The sequence below is a fragment of the Paracoccus sp. L-17 genome (assembly GCF_056857655.1).
In genome coordinates this window covers 1-17,416 of the sequence record NZ_JBSXNM010000031.1, presented here as the reverse complement: position 1 = coordinate 17,416, position 17,416 = coordinate 1, and the positions used below count along the sequence as shown (strand labels likewise).

15 protein-coding genes, 1 tRNA gene, 1 pseudogene and 1 riboswitch are annotated in these 17,416 nt (G+C 66.9%); of the genes and pseudogenes, 15 read left to right on the top strand and 2 right to left on the bottom strand.

Going from position 1 to position 17,416, the window contains the following annotated elements:
• The first annotated feature begins 20 nt into the window (after window positions 1-20).
• From fdhE to AC13CR_RS05590, 6 genes and pseudogenes are all read left to right on the top strand, one after another.
• Entirely contained in the window at window positions 21-935 is a 915-nt protein-coding gene (fdhE, locus tag AC13CR_RS05615; RefSeq protein WP_292950898.1) for a formate dehydrogenase accessory protein FdhE, read from the top strand.
• Window positions 935-2,311, top strand: coding sequence for an L-seryl-tRNA(Sec) selenium transferase (gene selA, locus AC13CR_RS05610; RefSeq protein ID WP_292950900.1), 1,377 nt, complete (start codon window positions 935-937; stop codon window positions 2,309-2,311). Before fdhE ends, selA begins: the two co-directional genes overlap by 1 nt.
• Window positions 2,308-4,164 (top strand): annotated as a pseudogene (gene selB / locus AC13CR_RS05605) (selenocysteine-specific translation elongation factor); the annotation flags it as partial. The gene selA and the pseudogene selB, both read left to right, overlap by 4 nt.
• Before the next feature lie 60 nt (window positions 4,165-4,224).
• A tRNA-Sec gene (locus AC13CR_RS05600) sits at window positions 4,225-4,320 on the top strand.
• 256 nt (window positions 4,321-4,576) lie between these two features.
• Window positions 4,577-4,783: riboswitch (cobalamin riboswitch) on the top strand.
• 115 nt (window positions 4,784-4,898) lie between these two features.
• Entirely contained in the window at window positions 4,899-6,131 is a 1,233-nt protein-coding gene (locus AC13CR_RS05595) for an aromatic ring-hydroxylating oxygenase subunit alpha (protein ID WP_292979075.1), read from the top strand.
• Entirely contained in the window at window positions 6,128-7,210 is a 1,083-nt protein-coding gene (locus tag AC13CR_RS05590; protein WP_292950904.1) for an FAD-binding oxidoreductase, read from the top strand. The genes AC13CR_RS05595 and AC13CR_RS05590 overlap by 4 nt, the downstream gene beginning before the upstream one ends.
• Window positions 7,211-7,239: 29 nt before the next feature.
• On the opposite strand, the gene AC13CR_RS05585 is transcribed toward AC13CR_RS05590, so the two are convergent.
• Window positions 7,240-7,686, bottom strand: a complete 447-nt coding sequence (locus tag AC13CR_RS05585) for an Lrp/AsnC family transcriptional regulator (protein ID WP_292950906.1) — start codon at window positions 7,684-7,686, stop codon at window positions 7,240-7,242.
• Window positions 7,687-7,813: 127 nt separating this feature from the next.
• Between AC13CR_RS05585 and AC13CR_RS05580 the strand changes: the two genes are divergently transcribed.
• The 9 genes from AC13CR_RS05580 (at window position 7,814) to AC13CR_RS05540 (ending at window position 17,135) form a co-directional block, all read left to right on the top strand.
• On the top strand, window positions 7,814-8,932 hold the full coding sequence (locus tag AC13CR_RS05580; protein WP_446236471.1) for an ornithine cyclodeaminase: 1,119 nt from the start codon (window positions 7,814-7,816) through the stop codon (window positions 8,930-8,932).
• A gap of 157 nt (window positions 8,933-9,089) precedes the next feature.
• Window positions 9,090-9,443 carry an NADH-quinone oxidoreductase subunit A gene (locus AC13CR_RS05575; protein ID WP_293013727.1) on the top strand — a complete coding sequence of 118 codons (354 nt, stop codon included), beginning with the start codon at window positions 9,090-9,092 and terminating at the stop codon, window positions 9,441-9,443.
• Window positions 9,434-10,492, top strand: coding sequence for a hypothetical protein (locus AC13CR_RS05570; protein WP_298856648.1), 1,059 nt, complete (start codon window positions 9,434-9,436; stop codon window positions 10,490-10,492). The genes AC13CR_RS05575 and AC13CR_RS05570 overlap by 10 nt, the downstream gene beginning before the upstream one ends.
• Window positions 10,489-11,403 carry an NADH-quinone oxidoreductase subunit H gene (locus AC13CR_RS05565; RefSeq protein ID WP_292950914.1) on the top strand — a complete coding sequence of 305 codons (915 nt, stop codon included), beginning with the start codon at window positions 10,489-10,491 and terminating at the stop codon, window positions 11,401-11,403. The genes AC13CR_RS05570 and AC13CR_RS05565 overlap by 4 nt, the downstream gene beginning before the upstream one ends.
• Before the next feature lie 5 nt (window positions 11,404-11,408).
• Complete coding sequence (locus AC13CR_RS05560) at window positions 11,409-12,113, top strand: NADH-quinone oxidoreductase subunit J family protein (protein WP_293013723.1); 705 nt, start codon at window positions 11,409-11,411, stop codon at window positions 12,111-12,113.
• Window positions 12,110-12,415, top strand: coding sequence for an NADH-quinone oxidoreductase subunit NuoK (nuoK, locus tag AC13CR_RS05555; protein ID WP_292950918.1), 306 nt, complete (start codon window positions 12,110-12,112; stop codon window positions 12,413-12,415). Before AC13CR_RS05560 ends, nuoK begins: the two co-directional genes overlap by 4 nt.
• On the top strand, window positions 12,412-14,235 hold the full coding sequence (locus AC13CR_RS05550) for an NADH-quinone oxidoreductase subunit 5 family protein (protein ID WP_293767194.1): 1,824 nt from the start codon (window positions 12,412-12,414) through the stop codon (window positions 14,233-14,235). Before nuoK ends, AC13CR_RS05550 begins: the two co-directional genes overlap by 4 nt.
• 1 nt (window position 14,236) lies before the next feature.
• Window positions 14,237-15,724 (top strand): complex I subunit 4 family protein, encoded by a 1,488-nt coding sequence (locus tag AC13CR_RS05545; RefSeq protein WP_292950922.1) that lies wholly within the window; start codon window positions 14,237-14,239, stop codon window positions 15,722-15,724.
• 4 nt (window positions 15,725-15,728) lie between these two features.
• Window positions 15,729-17,135, top strand: coding sequence for an NADH-quinone oxidoreductase subunit N (locus AC13CR_RS05540; RefSeq protein WP_293767197.1), 1,407 nt, complete (start codon window positions 15,729-15,731; stop codon window positions 17,133-17,135).
• Window positions 17,136-17,221: 86 nt separating this feature from the next.
• Here the strand turns inward: AC13CR_RS05540 and AC13CR_RS05535 are convergent.
• A partial coding sequence (locus tag AC13CR_RS05535; RefSeq protein ID WP_446236472.1) for a transposase occupies window positions 17,222-17,416 on the bottom strand: 195 nt, incomplete at its 5' end.

Genomic DNA, 17,416 nt, shown 5'->3' with positions numbered 1-17,416 from the left:
CGGTCCGGCCCGGAGATACCATGACTGCGACAACTCAGCCCGACCCATCCGTCATCGGCGGCGTTCCGACGCCGCCGCTGGCATTTCTGCCCGATCCGGACAGGCTGTTCGCCACCCGCGCGCGGCGCTTTGCCTTTCTGGCAGAACATGATCCGCGTCTTGGACCCTACCTGTCCTTTCTGGCCGAACTGACCGGGTTGCAGGCCCGTCTGATCGACGAACTGCCCGCGCCCGAACCGATCCGGTCGGCCGCGATCCAGCAGGCGCGCACCCACCGGATGCCGCCGATCGACCGTGGCGATCTGGCGACCGACGAAATGCTGCACGAAACCCTGATGACGCTTTGCGATCAGGCCCAGCCCATTCCCATGCCCGAACCCGCGAAGCTGGCCTTGCAGGCGGTCCTGGCGTCGGATCTGGCCGACCGGCACTGGCTGCTGGAAAACATTCTCGCCGATCGCATCCCCGAGGATGCCGCCGCCCCGCATCTGTTCGCCGCCGCCGCCGTGCAGGTTCACATGGCGCGCCTGGCCGCGACGCTGGACGCGAAGGCGCTGGTTCCGATCCGCACCGGCATCTGTCCGGCCTGCGGCGGCCGGCCGGCGACCTCGACCGTGATGGCGGCGCAGGGCATCGAGAATTTGCGCTATGCCACCTGCGCCTGCTGCGCGACCCGCTGGAACGAGGTGCGCATCAAGTGCCTGTGCTGCGGATCGAACAAGGCGATCAGCTATCGCGCCGCGGAAAGCGACGAGGCCGCAGTGCGGGCCGAGGTCTGTTCGGAATGCCGGTCCTGGGTCAAGATTTTCTACCTTGCCAGGAATCACAGCCTCGATGCCATCGCCGATGATGTCGGCTCGCTGGGGCTGGATTTGCTGATGAAGGAAACCGATTTCAGCCGGGGCGGCATCAACCCCTATCTGGCCGGATATTGATGCAGGGCTTTCGCGCCCTGCCCTCGGTCGATCAGCTTCTGCAATCGGAAACCGGACTGGGGCTGATCGCGGAACATGGCCGCGCCATGGTGACGCGGACCGCCCGCGCGCGGCTTGATCTGGCCCGTGCCGCGATCCGGCAGGGCGCCGATGGCGCGGTCGAGGCGGCCCGCCTGCCGCATCTGCTGGCCGCCGATCTGGCCGCGGCGGCGCAATCCGGCCTGCGCCCGATCCTGAACCTGACCGGCACGATCCTGCATACCAATCTGGGCCGCGCCATCCTTGCCCCCGAGGCGATCGAGGCCGGCGCGACGGCCATGGCCGCGCCGGTGGCGCTGGAATTCGATCTGCGCAGCGGCGGTCGCGGCCAGCGCGACGATCACCTGCGCGATCTTCTGTGCGAGCTGACCGGGGCCGATGATGCCACCATCGTCAACAACAACGCCGCCGCCGTCCTGATCGCGCTGAACACGCTGGCCCGGGACCGCGAGGCCATCGTCTCGCGCGGCGAACTGATCGAGATCGGCGGCGCCTTCCGGATGCCTGACATCATGGGCCGCGCGGGCGCCTGTCTGGTCGAGGTCGGCACCACCAACCGCACCCATACCCGCGACTACGAGGATGCGATCACGCCACGAACCGGCGTCATCATGAAGGTCCATACCTCGAACTACCGGATCGAGGGCTTCACCGCCGAGGTTCCGGGCCCGCAGCTTGCGCGGATCGCCACCCGTTCGGCGGTGCCGCTGCTGAACGATCTGGGCGCCGGCTCGCTGGTCGACCTGTCCCGCTGGGGCCTGCGGCGCGAGCCGACCGTGGCCGAGGCGGTGGCCGATGGGGCGGATCTTGTCACCTTCTCGGGGGACAAGCTGCTGGGCGGGCCGCAGGCAGGCTTCATCGTCGGCCGGCGCGACCTGATCGCACGGATCAACCGGAATCCGCTGAAGCGCGCCCTGCGACTGGACAAGATCCGCATCGCGGCGATGCAGGCCACCTTGCGGCTTTATCGCGACCCAGACCGGCTGATGGAGCGATTGCCGGTGCTGCGGTTTCTGGCCCGCCCGCAATCCGAGATCGCAGCACAGGCGCAAAGGCTGGCCCCGCAAGTGGCGGTCCTGCTGGCTCCGCTGGGATACGAGGCGGAGGTTTGCGCGTGCAGCAGCCAGATCGGGTCGGGCGCACTGCCGGTCGATACGATCGCTTCGGCCGGGCTGCGGCTGACCGGCGCGGGCGGCGATGCGCCGGACCGGCTTTCGGCCCGGCTGCGCGCCCTGCCCCGACCCGTCATCGGCCATATCCACGATGGCGCGATGGTGCTGGACCTGCGCTGTCTCGAGGATGACGACACGCTGCTGACGGCGCTGGCCGCGCTATGATCGTCGGGACCGCTGGCCACATCGACCACGGCAAGACGGCGCTGGTGAAGGCGCTGACCGGCACCGATGCCGACCGGCTGGCCGAGGAAAAGGCGCGCGGCATCACCATCGACCTGGGTTTCGCCTATACCGACCTGAGCGGCGGCGCGATCACCGGCTTTGTCGATGTGCCGGGGCACGAAAAGCTGATCCACACCATGCTGGCCGGGGCCGGCGGGATCGACCTCGCGCTGCTGGTCGTCGCCGCCGATGATGGCGTCATGCCGCAGACGCGCGAACATCTGGCGATCCTCGATCTTCTGGGCATCACGCGCGGGATCGTCGCCCTGACCAAGGCCGATCTGGCCGATGACGCACGCCGCGTGGAACTCCGCGCCCAGATCCGCGCGACGCTGGCGCCGACCGGACTGGCCAACGCCGCCATAGTCCCGGTCTCGTCCCTGACCGGCGAGGGGATTGCGCCGCTGCGCCGTCTGCTGATCGAGGCCGAGGCCGCCACCGCGCCACGGCGGGACGACGCCCCGTTCCGGCTGGCCGTGGATCGAAGCTTCACCCTTGCGGGTGTCGGCACCGTCGTCACCGGCACGGTCATCAGCGGGCGCGTCGATATCGGCGATCCGGTCACGATCAGCCCGCGGGGCCTGGCGGCGCGGGTGCGTGGCATCCACAGCCAGAACCGGCCCGCCGAGACAGGATCGGCCGGACAACGCTGCGCACTGAACCTGTCGGGCGAGGGGATCGGGAAAGATGCCGTCGCTCGCGGAGACATGATCCTGTCACCACCGCTTCACGCCCCAACCGACCGCATCGACGCCTGGCTGGATGTGATGGCGAACGAACCGAAATCCATCGGAAACTGGTTTCCCGCCCGCCTGCACACCCACGCGGCCGAGGCCGGCGCGCGGATCGTGCCATTGTCGGAACCGATTCCGCCCGGCGCCAGCGGCCCGGTCCAGATCGTGCTGGATCGCCCGGTCGCCGCCGCGATCGGGGACCGCTTCATCCTGCGCGACGTTTCGGCCAGCCGGTCGCTTGGCGGCGGTGTCTTCCTGGACCTGCGTCCGCCGGCCCGCAAAAGGCGCGCAGCGGCAAGGCTGGCGCTGATCGAGGCTGCGCGCGACCGGAATGACGGCGCCGCCCTTGCCGCGATGCTGGCCGTCGCGCCGGTCGATCTGCCGGTCTTCACGCGGGATCGGGCCCTCTCGATTCCGGACGCGCAGAACGCGATCCGAACCGCGGGCGCGGTCATCCTGGGCGATCTGGCCCTGTCGCACGATCACCTGGACGGGCTGCGGACGCAGTTGCAACAGGCGTTGGCCCGATTTCACGAACAGAACCCCGACATGGCGGGCCTGGGCCGCGAAAAACTGCGCCTGGCGCTGACGCCGCGCCTGCCCAAGCCCGAATTCCTGTCCTTTCTGCGCGACGAGGCCGGGGCCGGGCGCGCGGTCATGGACGGTGCCTTTCTGCGCCTGCCCGGTCACGAGGTTCGCCTGTCGCCCGAGGATGAGGCGCTGTGGCTGCGCATCGTCCCGGCCCTGACAGGCGATGGCCGTTTCCGCCCGCCGCGCGTCCGCGATTTCGCGACCGAGACGGGTGTGGAGGAACGCGAGGTGCGGCGGGTGCTGAAGCTGACGCAGAAGCTGGGGCGCACCGACCAGATCGCGCATGACCATTTCTTCGCCCGCACCGTCACTGCCGAAATGGTGGCTATCGCGGTCGATGTCGCGGCGAAGACCGAAGACGGCTGGTTCGGCGCCCCTGCCTTCCGCGACAGGATGGGTAACGGACGCAAGGTCGCCATCGAGATCCTGGATTTTCTGGATCGCCTTGGGGTCACCTTGCGCCGCGGCGATTTGCGTCGCATCAATCCCCACAGGGTGGATCTGTTCGGCACGGCGGAACAGCGCGATGGAAGGGAATCGTCCCCGGTGGGGCGGCCGGACTTCAAATCCGGTTGGGGCAGCGAGCCTGTCCCGGGTGGGTTCGACTCCCATTCCCTTCCGCCAGAAAAGCGGCGGGGCTGACGCGCGGCTCTGGATTCCGGCTCGAACGGATCGGTCCCGCAGGCCCGGAACCGAAGGCGCGTTGTCCTTGCGCCCCGGCAGGCCGCCCGCATGGCGGTATGGGCCGCGATCCGTGATGCAACCGGCCGCGGAATCGGGTTGCGCAGGCCGCCCCCCGGCCATCGCCCCCCCCCGGCGAAAGTCTGTTTCGGGCGGCCTAATGTCGCAACCGGCGTATCGGGCGGATCTTGCGCAGCTATTCTGCGCCCAGATGTCAGGTGCGGCCGCGGAACTCGAGCCAAGGCCGATAATTGGGAAGCCGGTGAAAATCCGGAACTGCCCCCGCAACGGTAAGGAGCGAACGGCCACGACAAGAGCCACTGGAGTCAAGCCTCCGGGAAGGCGTCGGGTCGGCGGCATGGCCGAAGCCCCAAGTCCGGAAACCAGCCAGACATGACGTCAAACCGCGGGCGGCGGCAGAGGCGATCCTGCGTCGCGCCATCTCATCGGCGCGGGGCCGATCCCGTCTGCCGCGCCCCTCAGCACATCGCCGGAGATGTCCGGCAACGGAGAAAGAGGCCATGACCGCAGAGGCCAAAGCACGCGACCTGCTGAACCGGCGCGAACCGAATCATTCGCTGGAACGGGCGTTCTATACGGATGCCGATCTTCATGCGATCGATCTGGAACAGATTTTCTATCGCGACTGGTTGTATGCCGCACCGTCCTGCGCGCTACCCAAGGCGGGAAGCTATGTCACCCATCAGGTCGGCGCCTACCGGCTGATGATCGTGCGCGGCGCGGACAGGGTGATCCGGGCGTTCCACAATACCTGCCGGCATCGCGGCTCGATCATCTGCAAGGGCGCTTCGGGCCACGTGCCGAAACTGGTCTGCCCCTATCATCAATGGACCTACGAACTGGACGGCCGCCTGATCTGGGCGCGGGACATGGGGCCGGATTTCGATGCCACGAAACACGGGTTGAAGGCGATCCATTGCCGCGAAGTGTCGGGGCTGGTCTATCTGTGCCTGGCCGAGGAGGCCCCGGATTTCGACGCCTTCGCCGCCATGGCCCAGCCCTATCTGGCGTCGCACGATCTGGATCAGGCCAAGATCGCCCATCAATCGACCATCATCGAGAACGGCAACTGGAAGCTGGTCTGGGAAAACAACCGCGAATGTTATCATTGCGGCGGCAACCACCCGGCCCTGTGCCGCACCTTCCCCGACGATCCGGTGATCAGCGGAATCGAGGAAGGCGGCCCCCCGCCCCATCTTCAGGCGCATTTCCGGCGTTGCGAGGCGGCCGGAATGCCCGCGCAGTTCCGCATCGCGGAGAGCGGACAATACCGCTTTGCCCGGATGCCGCTGAAGGTCGGGGCAAAAAGCTATACCATGACCGGCGATCCGGCCGTGAGACGCCGGCTGGGTCGGGTGCCCTTCGACGACGCGGGCGCGCTGCTGAAATTCCACTATCCGACGACGTGGAACCATTTCCTGCCCGATCACTCGATCACATTCCGGGTGACCCCGCTCGGTCCGCAGCAGACCGAGGTCCAGACGACCTGGCTGGTCGACAAGGACGCCGTCGAGGGCGTTGATTACGACCTGAAGACCCTGACCGAGGTCTGGGTGGCCACCAATGACGAGGATCGCCGCGTGGTCGAGGACAACCAGCTTGGCATCAATTCGCCCGCCTATCGCCCCGGACCCTATTCCGCGGTGCAGGAGGGCGGCGTGATCCAGTTCGTGGACTGGTATTGCGAGACGCTGGGCAATCGTATCCAGCCGGTGCGGGTGGCCGCCGAATGAGAATGCCGCAGCCCGAAATCTCGCATCCGGTGCTGGTCTGGGACGGGGCCGAGATGCTTGAATGCGTCACCGTCACACCCGAGGCGCCCAACGTGGCCAGCTTCTGTTTCCAGTCGCCGACGGGTGCGATCTTTTCCTTCGTGCCGGGCCAGTTCCTGACGCTGGAACTGCCGCTGCCAAAGGGGACGCTTCACCGGACCTTCACCATCTCGTCCTCGCCTTCGCGGCCGATGTCGATCTCGGTCACGGTCAAGGCGCAACCTGGCAGTCTTGGCACGCGCTGGATGCTGGACCATCTGAAACCGGGAATGCGGATCAGGGCCACCAGACCGGCCGGGCGCTTTTCCAGCCACCACCATCCGTCCGAGAAATACCTGTTCATCTCGGCCGGGTCGGGGATCACGCCGATGATGTCGATGACGACCTGGATGTTCGATCTGGGCCGGCCCGCCGACGTGGTTTTCGTCAATTGCGCCAGGCGCCCCTCCGACATCATCTTCCGCCGCCGGCTGGAACACATGGCCAGCCGTTTTCCGGAAATCAGCCTGCGATTCGTCGTCGAGGAAACCGACCGCTTTCAGCCCTGGACCGGCTATCAGGGCATGTTCAACCAGTTGATGCTGGGCCTGATGGCGCCGGATTACCTGACACGAGAGGTGTTCTGCTGCGGCCCCGAACCCTTCATGCAGGCGGTGCGCGACGCGCTGGCGGGGCTGGGCTTCGACATGGCGCGCTATCATCAGGAAAGCTTCCACCCCTCGCTGGCCGAGGAAGCCCTGGACCCGGTCCTTGGCGATGTCGTGCCCGATCAGGCCGCCGAGGCCGAGATCGCCTTTGCTTTGGCCGGCGTCAGCCGGACCTGCTCGGAAACCGACACGATCCTTGCGACCGCGCGGTCCGCCGGGCTGAACATCCCCTCGGGCTGCACCTTCGGGGTCTGCGGCACCTGCCGGATCCGGAAGTTGTCCGGCCAGGTCCACATGGTCCACAATGGCGGCATCACCGACGAGGATATCGAGGCGGGTTACGTGCTGGCCTGCTGCTCGCACCCGATCGGCAAGGTCGAGGTCGAGGTCTGAGGGGACCCGCGCCCGTGTGACCCAGGGCCTTAGATCGAGGTCAGCAGGATGCTTGTCTCGCTGTTGCGGACGCCCTGGATCATGCGGACCTCGCGCAGAACGCGGTCGAATTCGACCAGGTTTTCCACCGCGATCTCGGCGACCAGATCCCATTTTCCGCTGGTCGTATGGATCCGGCGCAATTGCGGCAGGCCGCGCAATCTGCTGATGACATGTGTCGTCGTGCGGCCCTCGACCTCGATCATCATTACCGCGCGCACCGCGTTTCCCTCGCCGTCCTCGCGAACCCGCGCGGTGAAGCCAAGCAGCGTGCCCGAGGCCAGCAAACGATCCAGCCGCGACTGCACCGTGCCGCGTGACAGCCCCATGATCTGGGCCAGCTTCGACACCGGCGCCCGGCCGTCATGGCGCAGCAGACCGATCAGCCGCCGGTCGTGGTCGTCGAGGCTCTGTCTGGCATCGTCTTGGATGGACACAAGATGTCATCCTGCGCAATATCAGGTCGCAAAATGCATAGCCGACCCGCAAGATTCCGGCAAGTTCGCCCTGTTGCATGCAGACTGCGCCGTGGAGAATGGCGAAATCTGACCGAAAGGATGAACCATGCCCGTCCCGAAACCATCGGATCTGGCCTATGTGCCCTTTGTCAGCGTCGAGAACATGATGCGGCTGATCCATTGCATCGGCCTGTCCCGGATGCTGGAGGGCCTTGCGACCTATATCGAGGATGATTTTCGCCGCTGGCAGGATTTCGACAAGACCCCGCGCGTCGCGGCCCATTCCGAGGATGGCGTGATCGAGTTGATGCCGACCTCGGACGGGCAGACCTATGGCTTCAAATATGTGAATGGCCATCCCAAGAACACGCGAGACGGACGCCAGACCGTCACCGCCTTCGGCCTGCTGGCCGATGTCGGCAACGGCTATCCGGTCCTGCTGACGGAAATGACCATCCTGACCGCCCTGCGGACGGCGGCGACCTCGGCGCTGGTGGCGAAATATCTGGCGCCCGCCGGGGCCGACACGATGGCGATGATCGGCAATGGCGCCCAATCCGAATTTCAGGCGCTGGCGATGCAGGCCCTGTGCGGGATTACCCGGCTTCGGCTGTACGACATCGACCCGAAGGCGACCGCCAAGACGATGCGCAACCTGGCCGGACAAGGTTTCGACCTGTCCGCCTGCAAAACCCCGCAGGAGGCGGTCGAGGGCGCACAGATCATCACCACCTGCACCGCCGACAAGCAATATGCGACGATCCTGTCCGACAACATGGTCGGCGCCGGGGTCCACATCAACGCCATCGGCGGCGACTGCCCAGGCAAGACCGAATTGCATCCCGACATCCTGTCGCGCGCCGATGTCTTCGTCGAATACCCGCCGCAGACCCGCATCGAGGGCGAAATCCAGCAGATGCCGCAGACCTTTCCCGTGACCGAATTCTGGCAGGTCGTCGTTGGACAGGCCCAAGGGCGCCGCGATGCGCGCCAGATCACCCTGTTCGACGGGGTGGGCTTTGCGATCGAGGATTTCTCGGCCCTGCGCTATGTCCGCGACCAGCTTGGCCGGACCGGATTGTTCGAGCGGCTCGACCTTCTGGCCGATCCCGACGATCCGCGCGATCTGTTCGGGATGGTGCTGCGCGCCGCGGATCCGGACGCCCGTAATCGCGCCGGGCAGAAGATGCCGCCCGCAGGCGACGGATCCGCGACGCGATCCTGAACGGCATCGACGGCCGCGCCGGCGCTGCCATGCCCGGATCGCAGGGCCGCGAGGGCGGTTTGCGGCCGGGTTGATCCGCGGCAATCCGGATCGGAACACTTGCAAGATCGCCTGCGTTGCGACAATCCTGTCTTTGCAAGGAGATGAGCCGGGAAGCATGGAAACCACGATCCAGATTCTTCTTCTGACGGCTCTGTCCCTCGGCGCCGTGATGGCGCTGCAGCAATTGGGCGGTCTGTCCGACGCACCCGGGGTCACCGCACCGCAGGCCGCACCGTTCATCGGCGGTGCCGCGCCGGGCACCCATGCCTGGCAACGATTCCACGTTCGCTATTATACCATGACGCTGCTCTTCGTCGCCTTCGAGATGGAGATGATGTTCATGTATCCCTGGGCCGTCGTCTTCGTCGAGGAGGGCATCAAGGCCCTGGTCGAAATGGGGATGTTCCTTGCCATTCTGACCATCGGCATCATCTATGGCTGGCGTGAGGGAATCTTTGCATGGGAATGAGCTGGGCCCGCGCCTTCGCGGCCTCGGGGCCGCCACCGGTCTTCGCCGCGATCGGTGCGGGCGGGTTGCAGCGGGCCGAGGAATTGCACGGGACGTTGCGGCTGCAGCGTTCGCCCCGGCAGGCGGCGATTCTGCTTGTGCTTGGCGAAATCGCGCCCGATCTTCTTCCCTTCCTGCAGCGGCTCCACGACCATTTGCCGCACCCCCGCGCGACAATCTGGCACCGGGCGACGCCGCCAGGGGACTGGACCGACCCGGTGCAGGCAACGGCGGACGGGCTGGAGCGGACGCTGACCGATCTCTGGCGATCGATTCTTTCCGGGGACCGCGCGTCCGAGCCCGATTTCCTGCCTGACAAGCCCCCGAACGAATGGCGCGGCGTCGGTCCGCATGGTCAGGGCGGCAAGGGCATGATGGGCGGCACGCCCTATGGCCGCCCGATGGCGATGACCGACGACGATCTGCGCGACGGGCTGAGCCTGGATGCCTATTCCGCGCCGTTCGGTCCTTTCCTGCCCATGCTGCCGCCCGGCCTGATCCTCGATCTGACTTTGCAGGGCGATGTCATCCAGTCGGCCACGGCGACCCGCCCCCCCTGCCCGCAGCCCGGATCGGACGATCGCCCCGGAGATGCGATCGCCCGACTGATGCGGGTGATGGACATGCCGGCCCTGGCGCTGCGGCGCACCCGCGATGGCCTGCCGCCAGCCATGGGCATCGCGATGCTGCGACGCGCGATCCCGGACGGTCTGGGCCGGGCCAGGGACGGCACCGACGTACGCGACCGGCTGGACCGGTGGCGCGACAAGGACGCGCCGCAAGCCGACGATGGCACCCGGCTGTCCGACCTTCTGCCCGGCCTCGAATGGCACGAGGCGATGATCGTGCTCAACAGCTTCCAGCCGGATCGAATCCGTGCGATCTGCGCGCGGTCGGGGCCGGAGGGCGGTGACGAAGACGACAAGGACGGGAACAGGGACGCCCCTGCTCACGCGCCGCCGGATCACGGCGGACACCAGCATCACGACATGACCGGACCGGCCGCATGAGCCTGATTGTCGGTCTTCCCGCCCTGCTGGCACTGTTGTTGATCGGCCTGTGGGCCGCGGCGGCGCTGGATACCGCGATCGGGCGGCTGATCGTCGGCCGCCCGGTCGGCATGGCCGCGACGGACCCGCTGCGGGCCGTGGTCGCCGACTATCTTCGCCAGCGCACCGATACCGAGGCACCCGACCATCTGAACTGGCTTCTGGCGCCGGGTTATTATTTTCTGCTTGCGGTGGTCGGCCTGGCGCTGGTTCCCTTCGCCCCGGACCAATCCCTCATCGCGCTGGATACCAGTGTGGTGCTGTGGGGCGCGGCCGAGGCCGTTGTCGTCGTCGCGGTCTTTCTGCACGGCTGGTCGCCCAACGCGCCGTTTCCGCTGATCGGCGCCTATCGCTATGTCGCGATCGGTCTGCCGGTGATGCTGCTGTCGATGTTCGTTCTGATCGCGGCGTCGATACCGGCCCAGTCGCTTGACCTGCGCGCGGTGGTCGAATCGCAGCGCGGCCTGTGGAACGTGATCCGCCAGCCGCTGGGATTGCCGTTGTTTCTGGCGGTGGTGATGTCACTGACGCTGCGGGGGCCGTTCGACTATGCCGACAGCGCCGATCTGGCCGGCGGCACCTCGGCCGAGGATGGTGGACCGCGCTGGATTGCCTGGCAGACGGCGCGCGCGGCGATGCTGGTCGCGGCATGCGCGATCGCGGCGACGGCGTTCCTCGGCGGCTATCTTGGGCCGGTCCTGCCGGGCTGGCTCTGGCTTTCGCTCAAGACGCTGGCGGTGATGGTGGCGGTGGTCCTGCTGACGCATCTTGTCCCGCGGATGCCGGTGGCGCGGATGCTGACGCTGATCTGGATCGTGCTGCTGCCGATTGCGTTCCTCGACTTGCTGATCGCCGGGCTGGGGGCGCTGTGATGACGATGACCGACGTGGCATTCTACCTGCTTTCGGGATTTGCGATCTGGACCGGCTGGCGCGTCTTTCGCGTCGATTCGATGATCCGTGCGACCTTCCTGCTGCTTTTGTCCTTCACCTCGGTCGGCCTGATCGGCCTGCTTCTGTCAGCCAGTTATCTCGGTGCCGCGACGATCTTCATGATGGCGGTGGAAATGATGGTCATGGGACTTTTCATGGTGATGTTCATGATGAATCCCGCAGGGCTGAACCCGATGATGATGGTGCACCAGCATCGCCTGTCGATCGTGGCCGGGCTGCTGATCTTTGCCGCGATGACGGGCGCCGTGTTGCTGACGCCGCTTCCTTCCGATCCGGTGGCCGCCGACCGGCCGGTCCTGCGCGACCTCGGCATCGAATTGCTGGGCGATTCGATGCTGATCTTCGAGACGGCAGGCGTCACCCTGCTGGCGACGATGCTGGGCGCGGTCGTCCTGTCCAGCCGAAGGGGGCGTTTCGGGCCGACGGATGCGGGATCGGTTCCGCCGGGACTTTCGGCGGGTGGCCCCCCGGCGGGTCGGCAGCCGAAAGGCGGCGGCAGCCATGGCGGCCATGGTGGGCACGGCGGCCAGGGTGGCAAAGGCGCCCACGACGGCCATGGTGGCGGGGGCAGCCACGGCGGACATGGCAAAAACGGTGGGGATGGCAATCACGGAGGGCATGGCGGATGACACTTTCGGCGATCCTGATTGTCTCGGCGGCGTTGTTCGGCATCGGGCTTTACGGTGCGCTGTCACAGAAATCCTTTGTCATGCTGATGATGGGACTTGAGCTTATGCTCAACGGGTCGCTGCTGGCCACGATGGGGTTCTGGTCGCTGGCTCTTGGCGGCGCACCCAAGGGTCAGCTTCTGGCCATCATCATCATGGCGGTGATGGCGATAGAGCTTGCCATCGGTTTCGCCCTGATCGTCGCCGTCTATCGCAAGCGGCAGGCCGATGTGACCGAGGCGCTGGAGACGCTGGCGCGATGACACTCTGGCTCGTTCCCCTGCTGCCGATGCTTGCCGGAATCGCCATCGCAGCCTTCGGCCCGCAATCGCGCCGGGCGCTGGCCGCAATTTCGGGGGGGGTGCTGGCGGCGACGCTGATCCTCGCCGTGCTTGCGGTCGCGGGCGGCTGGACCGGGGCGCTTGACTGGGGCGGCGGTATCGCGCTGACCGCGCGCCTCGTGCCCCTGTCGGCGCTGATCCTGGTGATGGTGCCGGCCGTCGCGCTGCCGGTCACGGTCCATGCCGCGCTGCACGAAGCACAGCGCGGGCTGCCGAGGCTGGTGGGGCTGATGCTGCTGTTCACCGGCGGAATGGTGCTTGTGGTTGCCGCCGCCGATCTGCTGACCCTGCTGATCGGATGGGAACTGATTGGCGCCTGTTCCTGGGCCCTGATCGGCCATGACTGGCGCGATCGGGACAACCCCGCCTCGGGGCTGTATGCCTTCGTCATGACGCGCTTTGGCGATCTGGGGCTTTTCCTCGCCGCGATGGCGGCCTTCGGCGCGACGGGCTCCTTTGCCTATGACGCGCTTGGCGGCTTGCAGGGACCGGTGCTTCTGATCGTGGCCTACGGCGTGCTTCTGTCGGCGGCGTCGAAGGCCGGTCAGGTGCCGTTCTCGCCCTGGCTGTTCCGGGCAATGGCCGGACCGAGTTCGGTATCCGCGCTGCTTCATGCGGCGACACTGGTGGCGGCGGGCGCCTATATCCTGGCACGGCTGCACCCGGTGCTGAGCGCGGCAACGGGCTGGTCGGTCACGGTTCTGTCGGTCGGGTTGGCGACGGCACTGGCCGGAGGCATCGTGGCCGTGCTGCAAAACCATGCCAAGCGGCTGCTGGCCGGGTCCACCTCGGCGCAACTCGGTCTCATGTTCGTCGCCACCGGCAGCGGCTATCCGGGCGTGGCCGCGCTGCACCTGGTCGCGCATGCCTTCTACAAGGCGCCGCTGTTTCTGGCCGCCGGCCTCGCGGGGGATCGCGCGGGCACCTATGCGCTGGACCGCCTTCGGCTGGGTCGGGTGATGCCGCTTGTCGCGGGCGCCGCGGCTGTGGCGGCACTGGCGCTGGCTGCGATACCGCCACTGGGCGGTGCCTGGACCAAGGAAGAAATCCTGAAGGCGGCCGAGGCGGCGGGCCCCTGGGTGGCCTTCGGGGTGGTCGCCGCCGGCGCCATGAGCGCGGCCTACGCCACGCGCTTCCTGCTGCTGGCATTCGGTATCGGCAAGGCCGATGACGAAAGCCCCGCCTGGCCGGAAATCGTCGGTCCTCTCGCGCTGTCGGCGGTGACGCTGATCCTGTCGGCGCTTTGGCTCGGTCCGGTTTCGGGCGATCTTGCGGCATTGCTGGGCATCGCCCTGCCCGAGGGATCGCGCTTCTGGCTGGCTCTGTCGCTGCTTGTGGTCGCGCTCGGGGTCGCAAGCGGCGTCTATCTGTCGCGCGAAAGCCCCGATCTCGGCACCGCCGGCACCGCCGCGGCTGCCGCCGATTGGCTGGGCCTGCCGACGCTTGTCTTTCGTGCCGTCGTTCAGCCCTTCGAGCGGCTGGCGACCTCCGCCGCATCGCTGGACACCCGCGCCGTGGACGGTGGCATTCGCGCCACTGTCACGCTGATGGAATGGGCGGCGCGCACCAGTCAACGCTTTGGCGAAGCGGCGACGGACGGCCTGCCCGAGGGCACCGCGCGCCTGACCAGTCTGGCCGGCCGCGACCTGCGGCGGCTTCAGACCGGGATGTCGCATCATTATTATGCCTATCTCGTCGGCGGGCTGGCGCTGATCATCGTTTTTCTGGCATTGGGAGCCTGACATGCTGACACTTGCCATTCTCGTGCCGCTCGCAGGGGCCGCGCTGCTGATGATGGCAAGCGGGCTTGGCCTGCGCGCGGCGCGCTGGACCGCGGTCGCGTTCGCGGCGGTTCCGCTGCTGCTGCTGGTGATTGTCTGGGCGGGTTTTGACAACGGCCCCGGCGCGCCGGCCTTTCAGGCGACCGCCGAGGTGCCGTGGATCCCGTCGCTCGGCGTTGCCTGGCGGGTCGGGGTCGATGGCATCTCGCTTGCCCTCGCGCTGATGAGCGCGCTGCTGTTCGTGGGCTGCGTCGCCTGGCCGATGGAAAATCCCGATCGGTTCCGGGCCTATTATGCCTGGTTCCTGTTTCTGGAATGCGTCTCGCTTGGGCTGTTTCTGGTTCTCGACCTGTTGCTGTTCTATGTGTTCTTCGACCTCAGCCTCGTCGGGATGTTCTTTCTCATCGGCCGGTGGGGTCATGGCGAGGCCGAGCGGGCCGCGCTGAAATTCTTCATCTACACGCTGGCCGGATCGCTGGCGATCCTGCTGGCGATCATCGCGCTGGTATTGTCGGCCGATCCGGTGACCTTCGACATGCGCGCGTTGATCGCGATGCAGCCGCTTGCGGGAATGGACCTGCGCGGCGGGCTGATCCTGCTGGGCTTCGTTCTGGGCTTCGCGGTCAAGACGCCACTCTTTCCGCTGCATACCTGGCTGCCGCCGGCGCATGTCAACGCCCCCGGCCCTGCCTCGGCGATCCTTGCGGGGGTGCTGCTGAAGATGGGCACCTACGGGCTGATCCGCATCCCGTTCCAGATGCTGCGCGAGGCTTTTGCGGCGTGGTCGCTGCCGATCGCGCTGCTCGCGCTGGCCTCGATCCTGTGGGGATCGATCGTGGCCTTCGCGCAAACCGACATGAAGCGGCGGATCGCCTATACGTCGGTCAACCACATGGGATATGCGGTCTTGGGGATCGCGGCGGCGGGCGCGCTTCTGACCGGGTCCGAGGGCGCGCGCAGCTTTGCGCTGACCGGCGCGGTGGTCGAGATGGTGGCCCACGGTCTCATCACCGGCGCGCTCTTTCTGATCGCCGGCGGTGTCTGGGCCCGCGCCGAGACCTACGAGATGGACCGCTTCGGCGGGATTGCACAGGTCGCGCCGAAGATGACGGTGGCCGCCACCCTGGCCGCTTTCGCCAGCCTCGGCCTTCCGGGACTGGCCGGGTTCGTGGCCGAGGTGCAGATCTTCGTCGGTGCCTTCGCGGTCTTTCCCTGGATCGCCGCTGTCGCGCTTCTGGGCATTCTGATCACCGCCGCCCTGTTCCTGCGGATGCTGCAACAGATGTTTTTCGGCAAATTGTCCGAGGCAAGGGCCGGGTTCGCCGATCTTGCACCGCGCGAAACCACGGTGCTTGCGGTCCTGCTGGCTTTGGTGGTGCTGATCGGCCTCTGGCCGCGCTGGCTGCTGACGCTGGTGGACGGCGCCACGCAGACGATCCTCGGGGGCTGAATCCATGCCGATCGGCGATCTCGCCCCGGAAATCGCAGTCCTGATCGCGGCGGTGGCCGCGATCCTCTGGGCCAGTTTCGCGTCCCGCCATCTGCAACCGGGTGGCGCCGCGATCGCGATCGCCGGGCTGGCGCTGGCCGCGGCGCTGCTGGTGCGGCAGGTGGGACAGGTGCAGTTCACCTTTTCCGGAACCTGGACTTTGGACGGCGCCGGTCTGTGGATGCGGCTGATGATCGTCGCCGCGACCGCGCTTTCGATCCTGATGGCACCGGCCTGGTTCACCACGGATCGGCGTCACGGCGAAATCTATCCGATCTTGCTGCTGTCGGCGCTTGGCGCGATGGGCATGGCGGGCGCGGGCGATCTGTTGCAACTGATGATATCGGTGCTGCTGTCATCGGTCACCGGCTACACGCTGGCCGCATGGCATCGGGACTGGGCCTTGTCCGTCGAGGCCGGGATCAAGTATTTCCTGCTTGGCGCGCTGGCCAACGCGCTGCTGGTGACGGGAATCGTGCTGGTGATCGGCATGTTGGGAACGACCGGCTACGGCGATCTTACCGCCCGTATCGCCGAAGGGTCGCCGACGCCGCTGCTGATCGCGGGCTTCGCCCTGATCCTCGTCGGTCTGTGCTTCAAGCTCGGCGCGGTTCCGGGCCATGCCTGGGTTCCCGACGTGGCCGAAGGCGCACCCGGCCCGGTCGCAGCCTTTCTGACAATCGTGCCGAAACTTGCTGCCGCGCTGGCCCTGGCAAGATTGATGGCGCTGGCCCCCGTCGATATGCCGGGCGTGAGGCCGCTGGTGGCGGTCCTGTCCGCGGCGACCATGACGCTTGGCAATCTCGCGGCGCTGTGGCAGCAGGATCTGCGAAGGCTTCTTGGATGGTCATCGGTCGCGCAGGCGGGCTACGCACTGATGGCGGTCGCGGTCATCGGTCAAAGCGGCGACGCCGTGATGGCGCTGCTGGCTTTCCTGCTGTCCTATACCGTCGGCAATCTTGCCGCCTTCGCCGTTGTGGTCCATCTGCGCGGCCGCACCGATATTGCCGATTATGCCGGACTGGCGCGCCAGCAACCTGCCGCTGCCGTGGTGCTGGTGCTGGCGCTGCTGTCGTTGACCGGGATCCCGCCCCTGATCGGTTTCGTCGGCAAGTTCACATTGTTCATGACGGTCATCGACGGCAACTTCATGTGGCTTGCGCTGGTCGCCGCGGCGAACACGGTCGCATCGCTTTTCTATTATGCCCGGGTCATGGCAACGATCTATTTCGACCCGCCCGGCAACCCTGTCGAGACGCTGGGCCGTGGCAGCGCGGTCGCCATGTGGACGGCGGGCATCGCCACGATCCTTGCAACCCTGCTTGCCGGGCCTCTGCTGTCTGCCTTCGGCTCTGCCGCGCTGCTGCCCTGATGGCGCGTGGCTGCGCGCGCCTGGTCGCAACCGACCGACCCGATAGCGTCAGAGCCTGTCGGCCACTGCCCTAGAGCCTGTCGCACTCAATTGGCCTCATACCCGGCGGCCTTGAAGGAGTTGTAGCATTCTTCGTCTGGGAAGAGGTCGCAGACGTGTCCGACGGCGGCCCAGAGTTGATCGTAGGTTCGCGCCGTTGCCTTCCTGACCAGCGTCTTGAGCTTCGAGAACGCCATTTCTATGGGGTTCAGGTCGGGACTGTAGGGCGGCAGGAACAGGAA

Bases quoted from the DNA above. Each gene is read 5' to 3' on its own strand.
- fdhE (WP_292950898.1), top strand. From the start codon at position 21: ATGACTGCGACAACTCAGCCCGACCCATCCGTCATCGGCGGCGTTCCG.
- selA (WP_292950900.1), top strand. From the start codon at position 935: ATGCAGGGCTTTCGCGCCCTGCCCTCGGTCGATCAGCTTCTGCAATCG.
- AC13CR_RS05595 (WP_292979075.1), top strand. From the start codon at position 4,899: ATGACCGCAGAGGCCAAAGCACGCGACCTGCTGAACCGGCGCGAACCG.
- AC13CR_RS05590 (WP_292950904.1), top strand. From the start codon at position 6,128: ATGAGAATGCCGCAGCCCGAAATCTCGCATCCGGTGCTGGTCTGGGAC.
- AC13CR_RS05580 (WP_446236471.1), top strand. From the start codon at position 7,814: ATGCCCGTCCCGAAACCATCGGATCTGGCCTATGTGCCCTTTGTCAGC.
- AC13CR_RS05575 (WP_293013727.1), top strand. From the start codon at position 9,090: ATGGAAACCACGATCCAGATTCTTCTTCTGACGGCTCTGTCCCTCGGC.
- AC13CR_RS05570 (WP_298856648.1), top strand. From the start codon at position 9,434: ATGGGAATGAGCTGGGCCCGCGCCTTCGCGGCCTCGGGGCCGCCACCG.
- AC13CR_RS05565 (WP_292950914.1), top strand. From the start codon at position 10,489: ATGAGCCTGATTGTCGGTCTTCCCGCCCTGCTGGCACTGTTGTTGATC.
- AC13CR_RS05560 (WP_293013723.1), top strand. From the start codon at position 11,409: ATGACCGACGTGGCATTCTACCTGCTTTCGGGATTTGCGATCTGGACC.
- nuoK (WP_292950918.1), top strand. From the start codon at position 12,110: ATGACACTTTCGGCGATCCTGATTGTCTCGGCGGCGTTGTTCGGCATC.
- AC13CR_RS05550 (WP_293767194.1), top strand. From the start codon at position 12,412: ATGACACTCTGGCTCGTTCCCCTGCTGCCGATGCTTGCCGGAATCGCC.
- AC13CR_RS05545 (WP_292950922.1), top strand. From the start codon at position 14,237: ATGCTGACACTTGCCATTCTCGTGCCGCTCGCAGGGGCCGCGCTGCTG.
- AC13CR_RS05540 (WP_293767197.1), top strand. From the start codon at position 15,729: ATGCCGATCGGCGATCTCGCCCCGGAAATCGCAGTCCTGATCGCGGCG.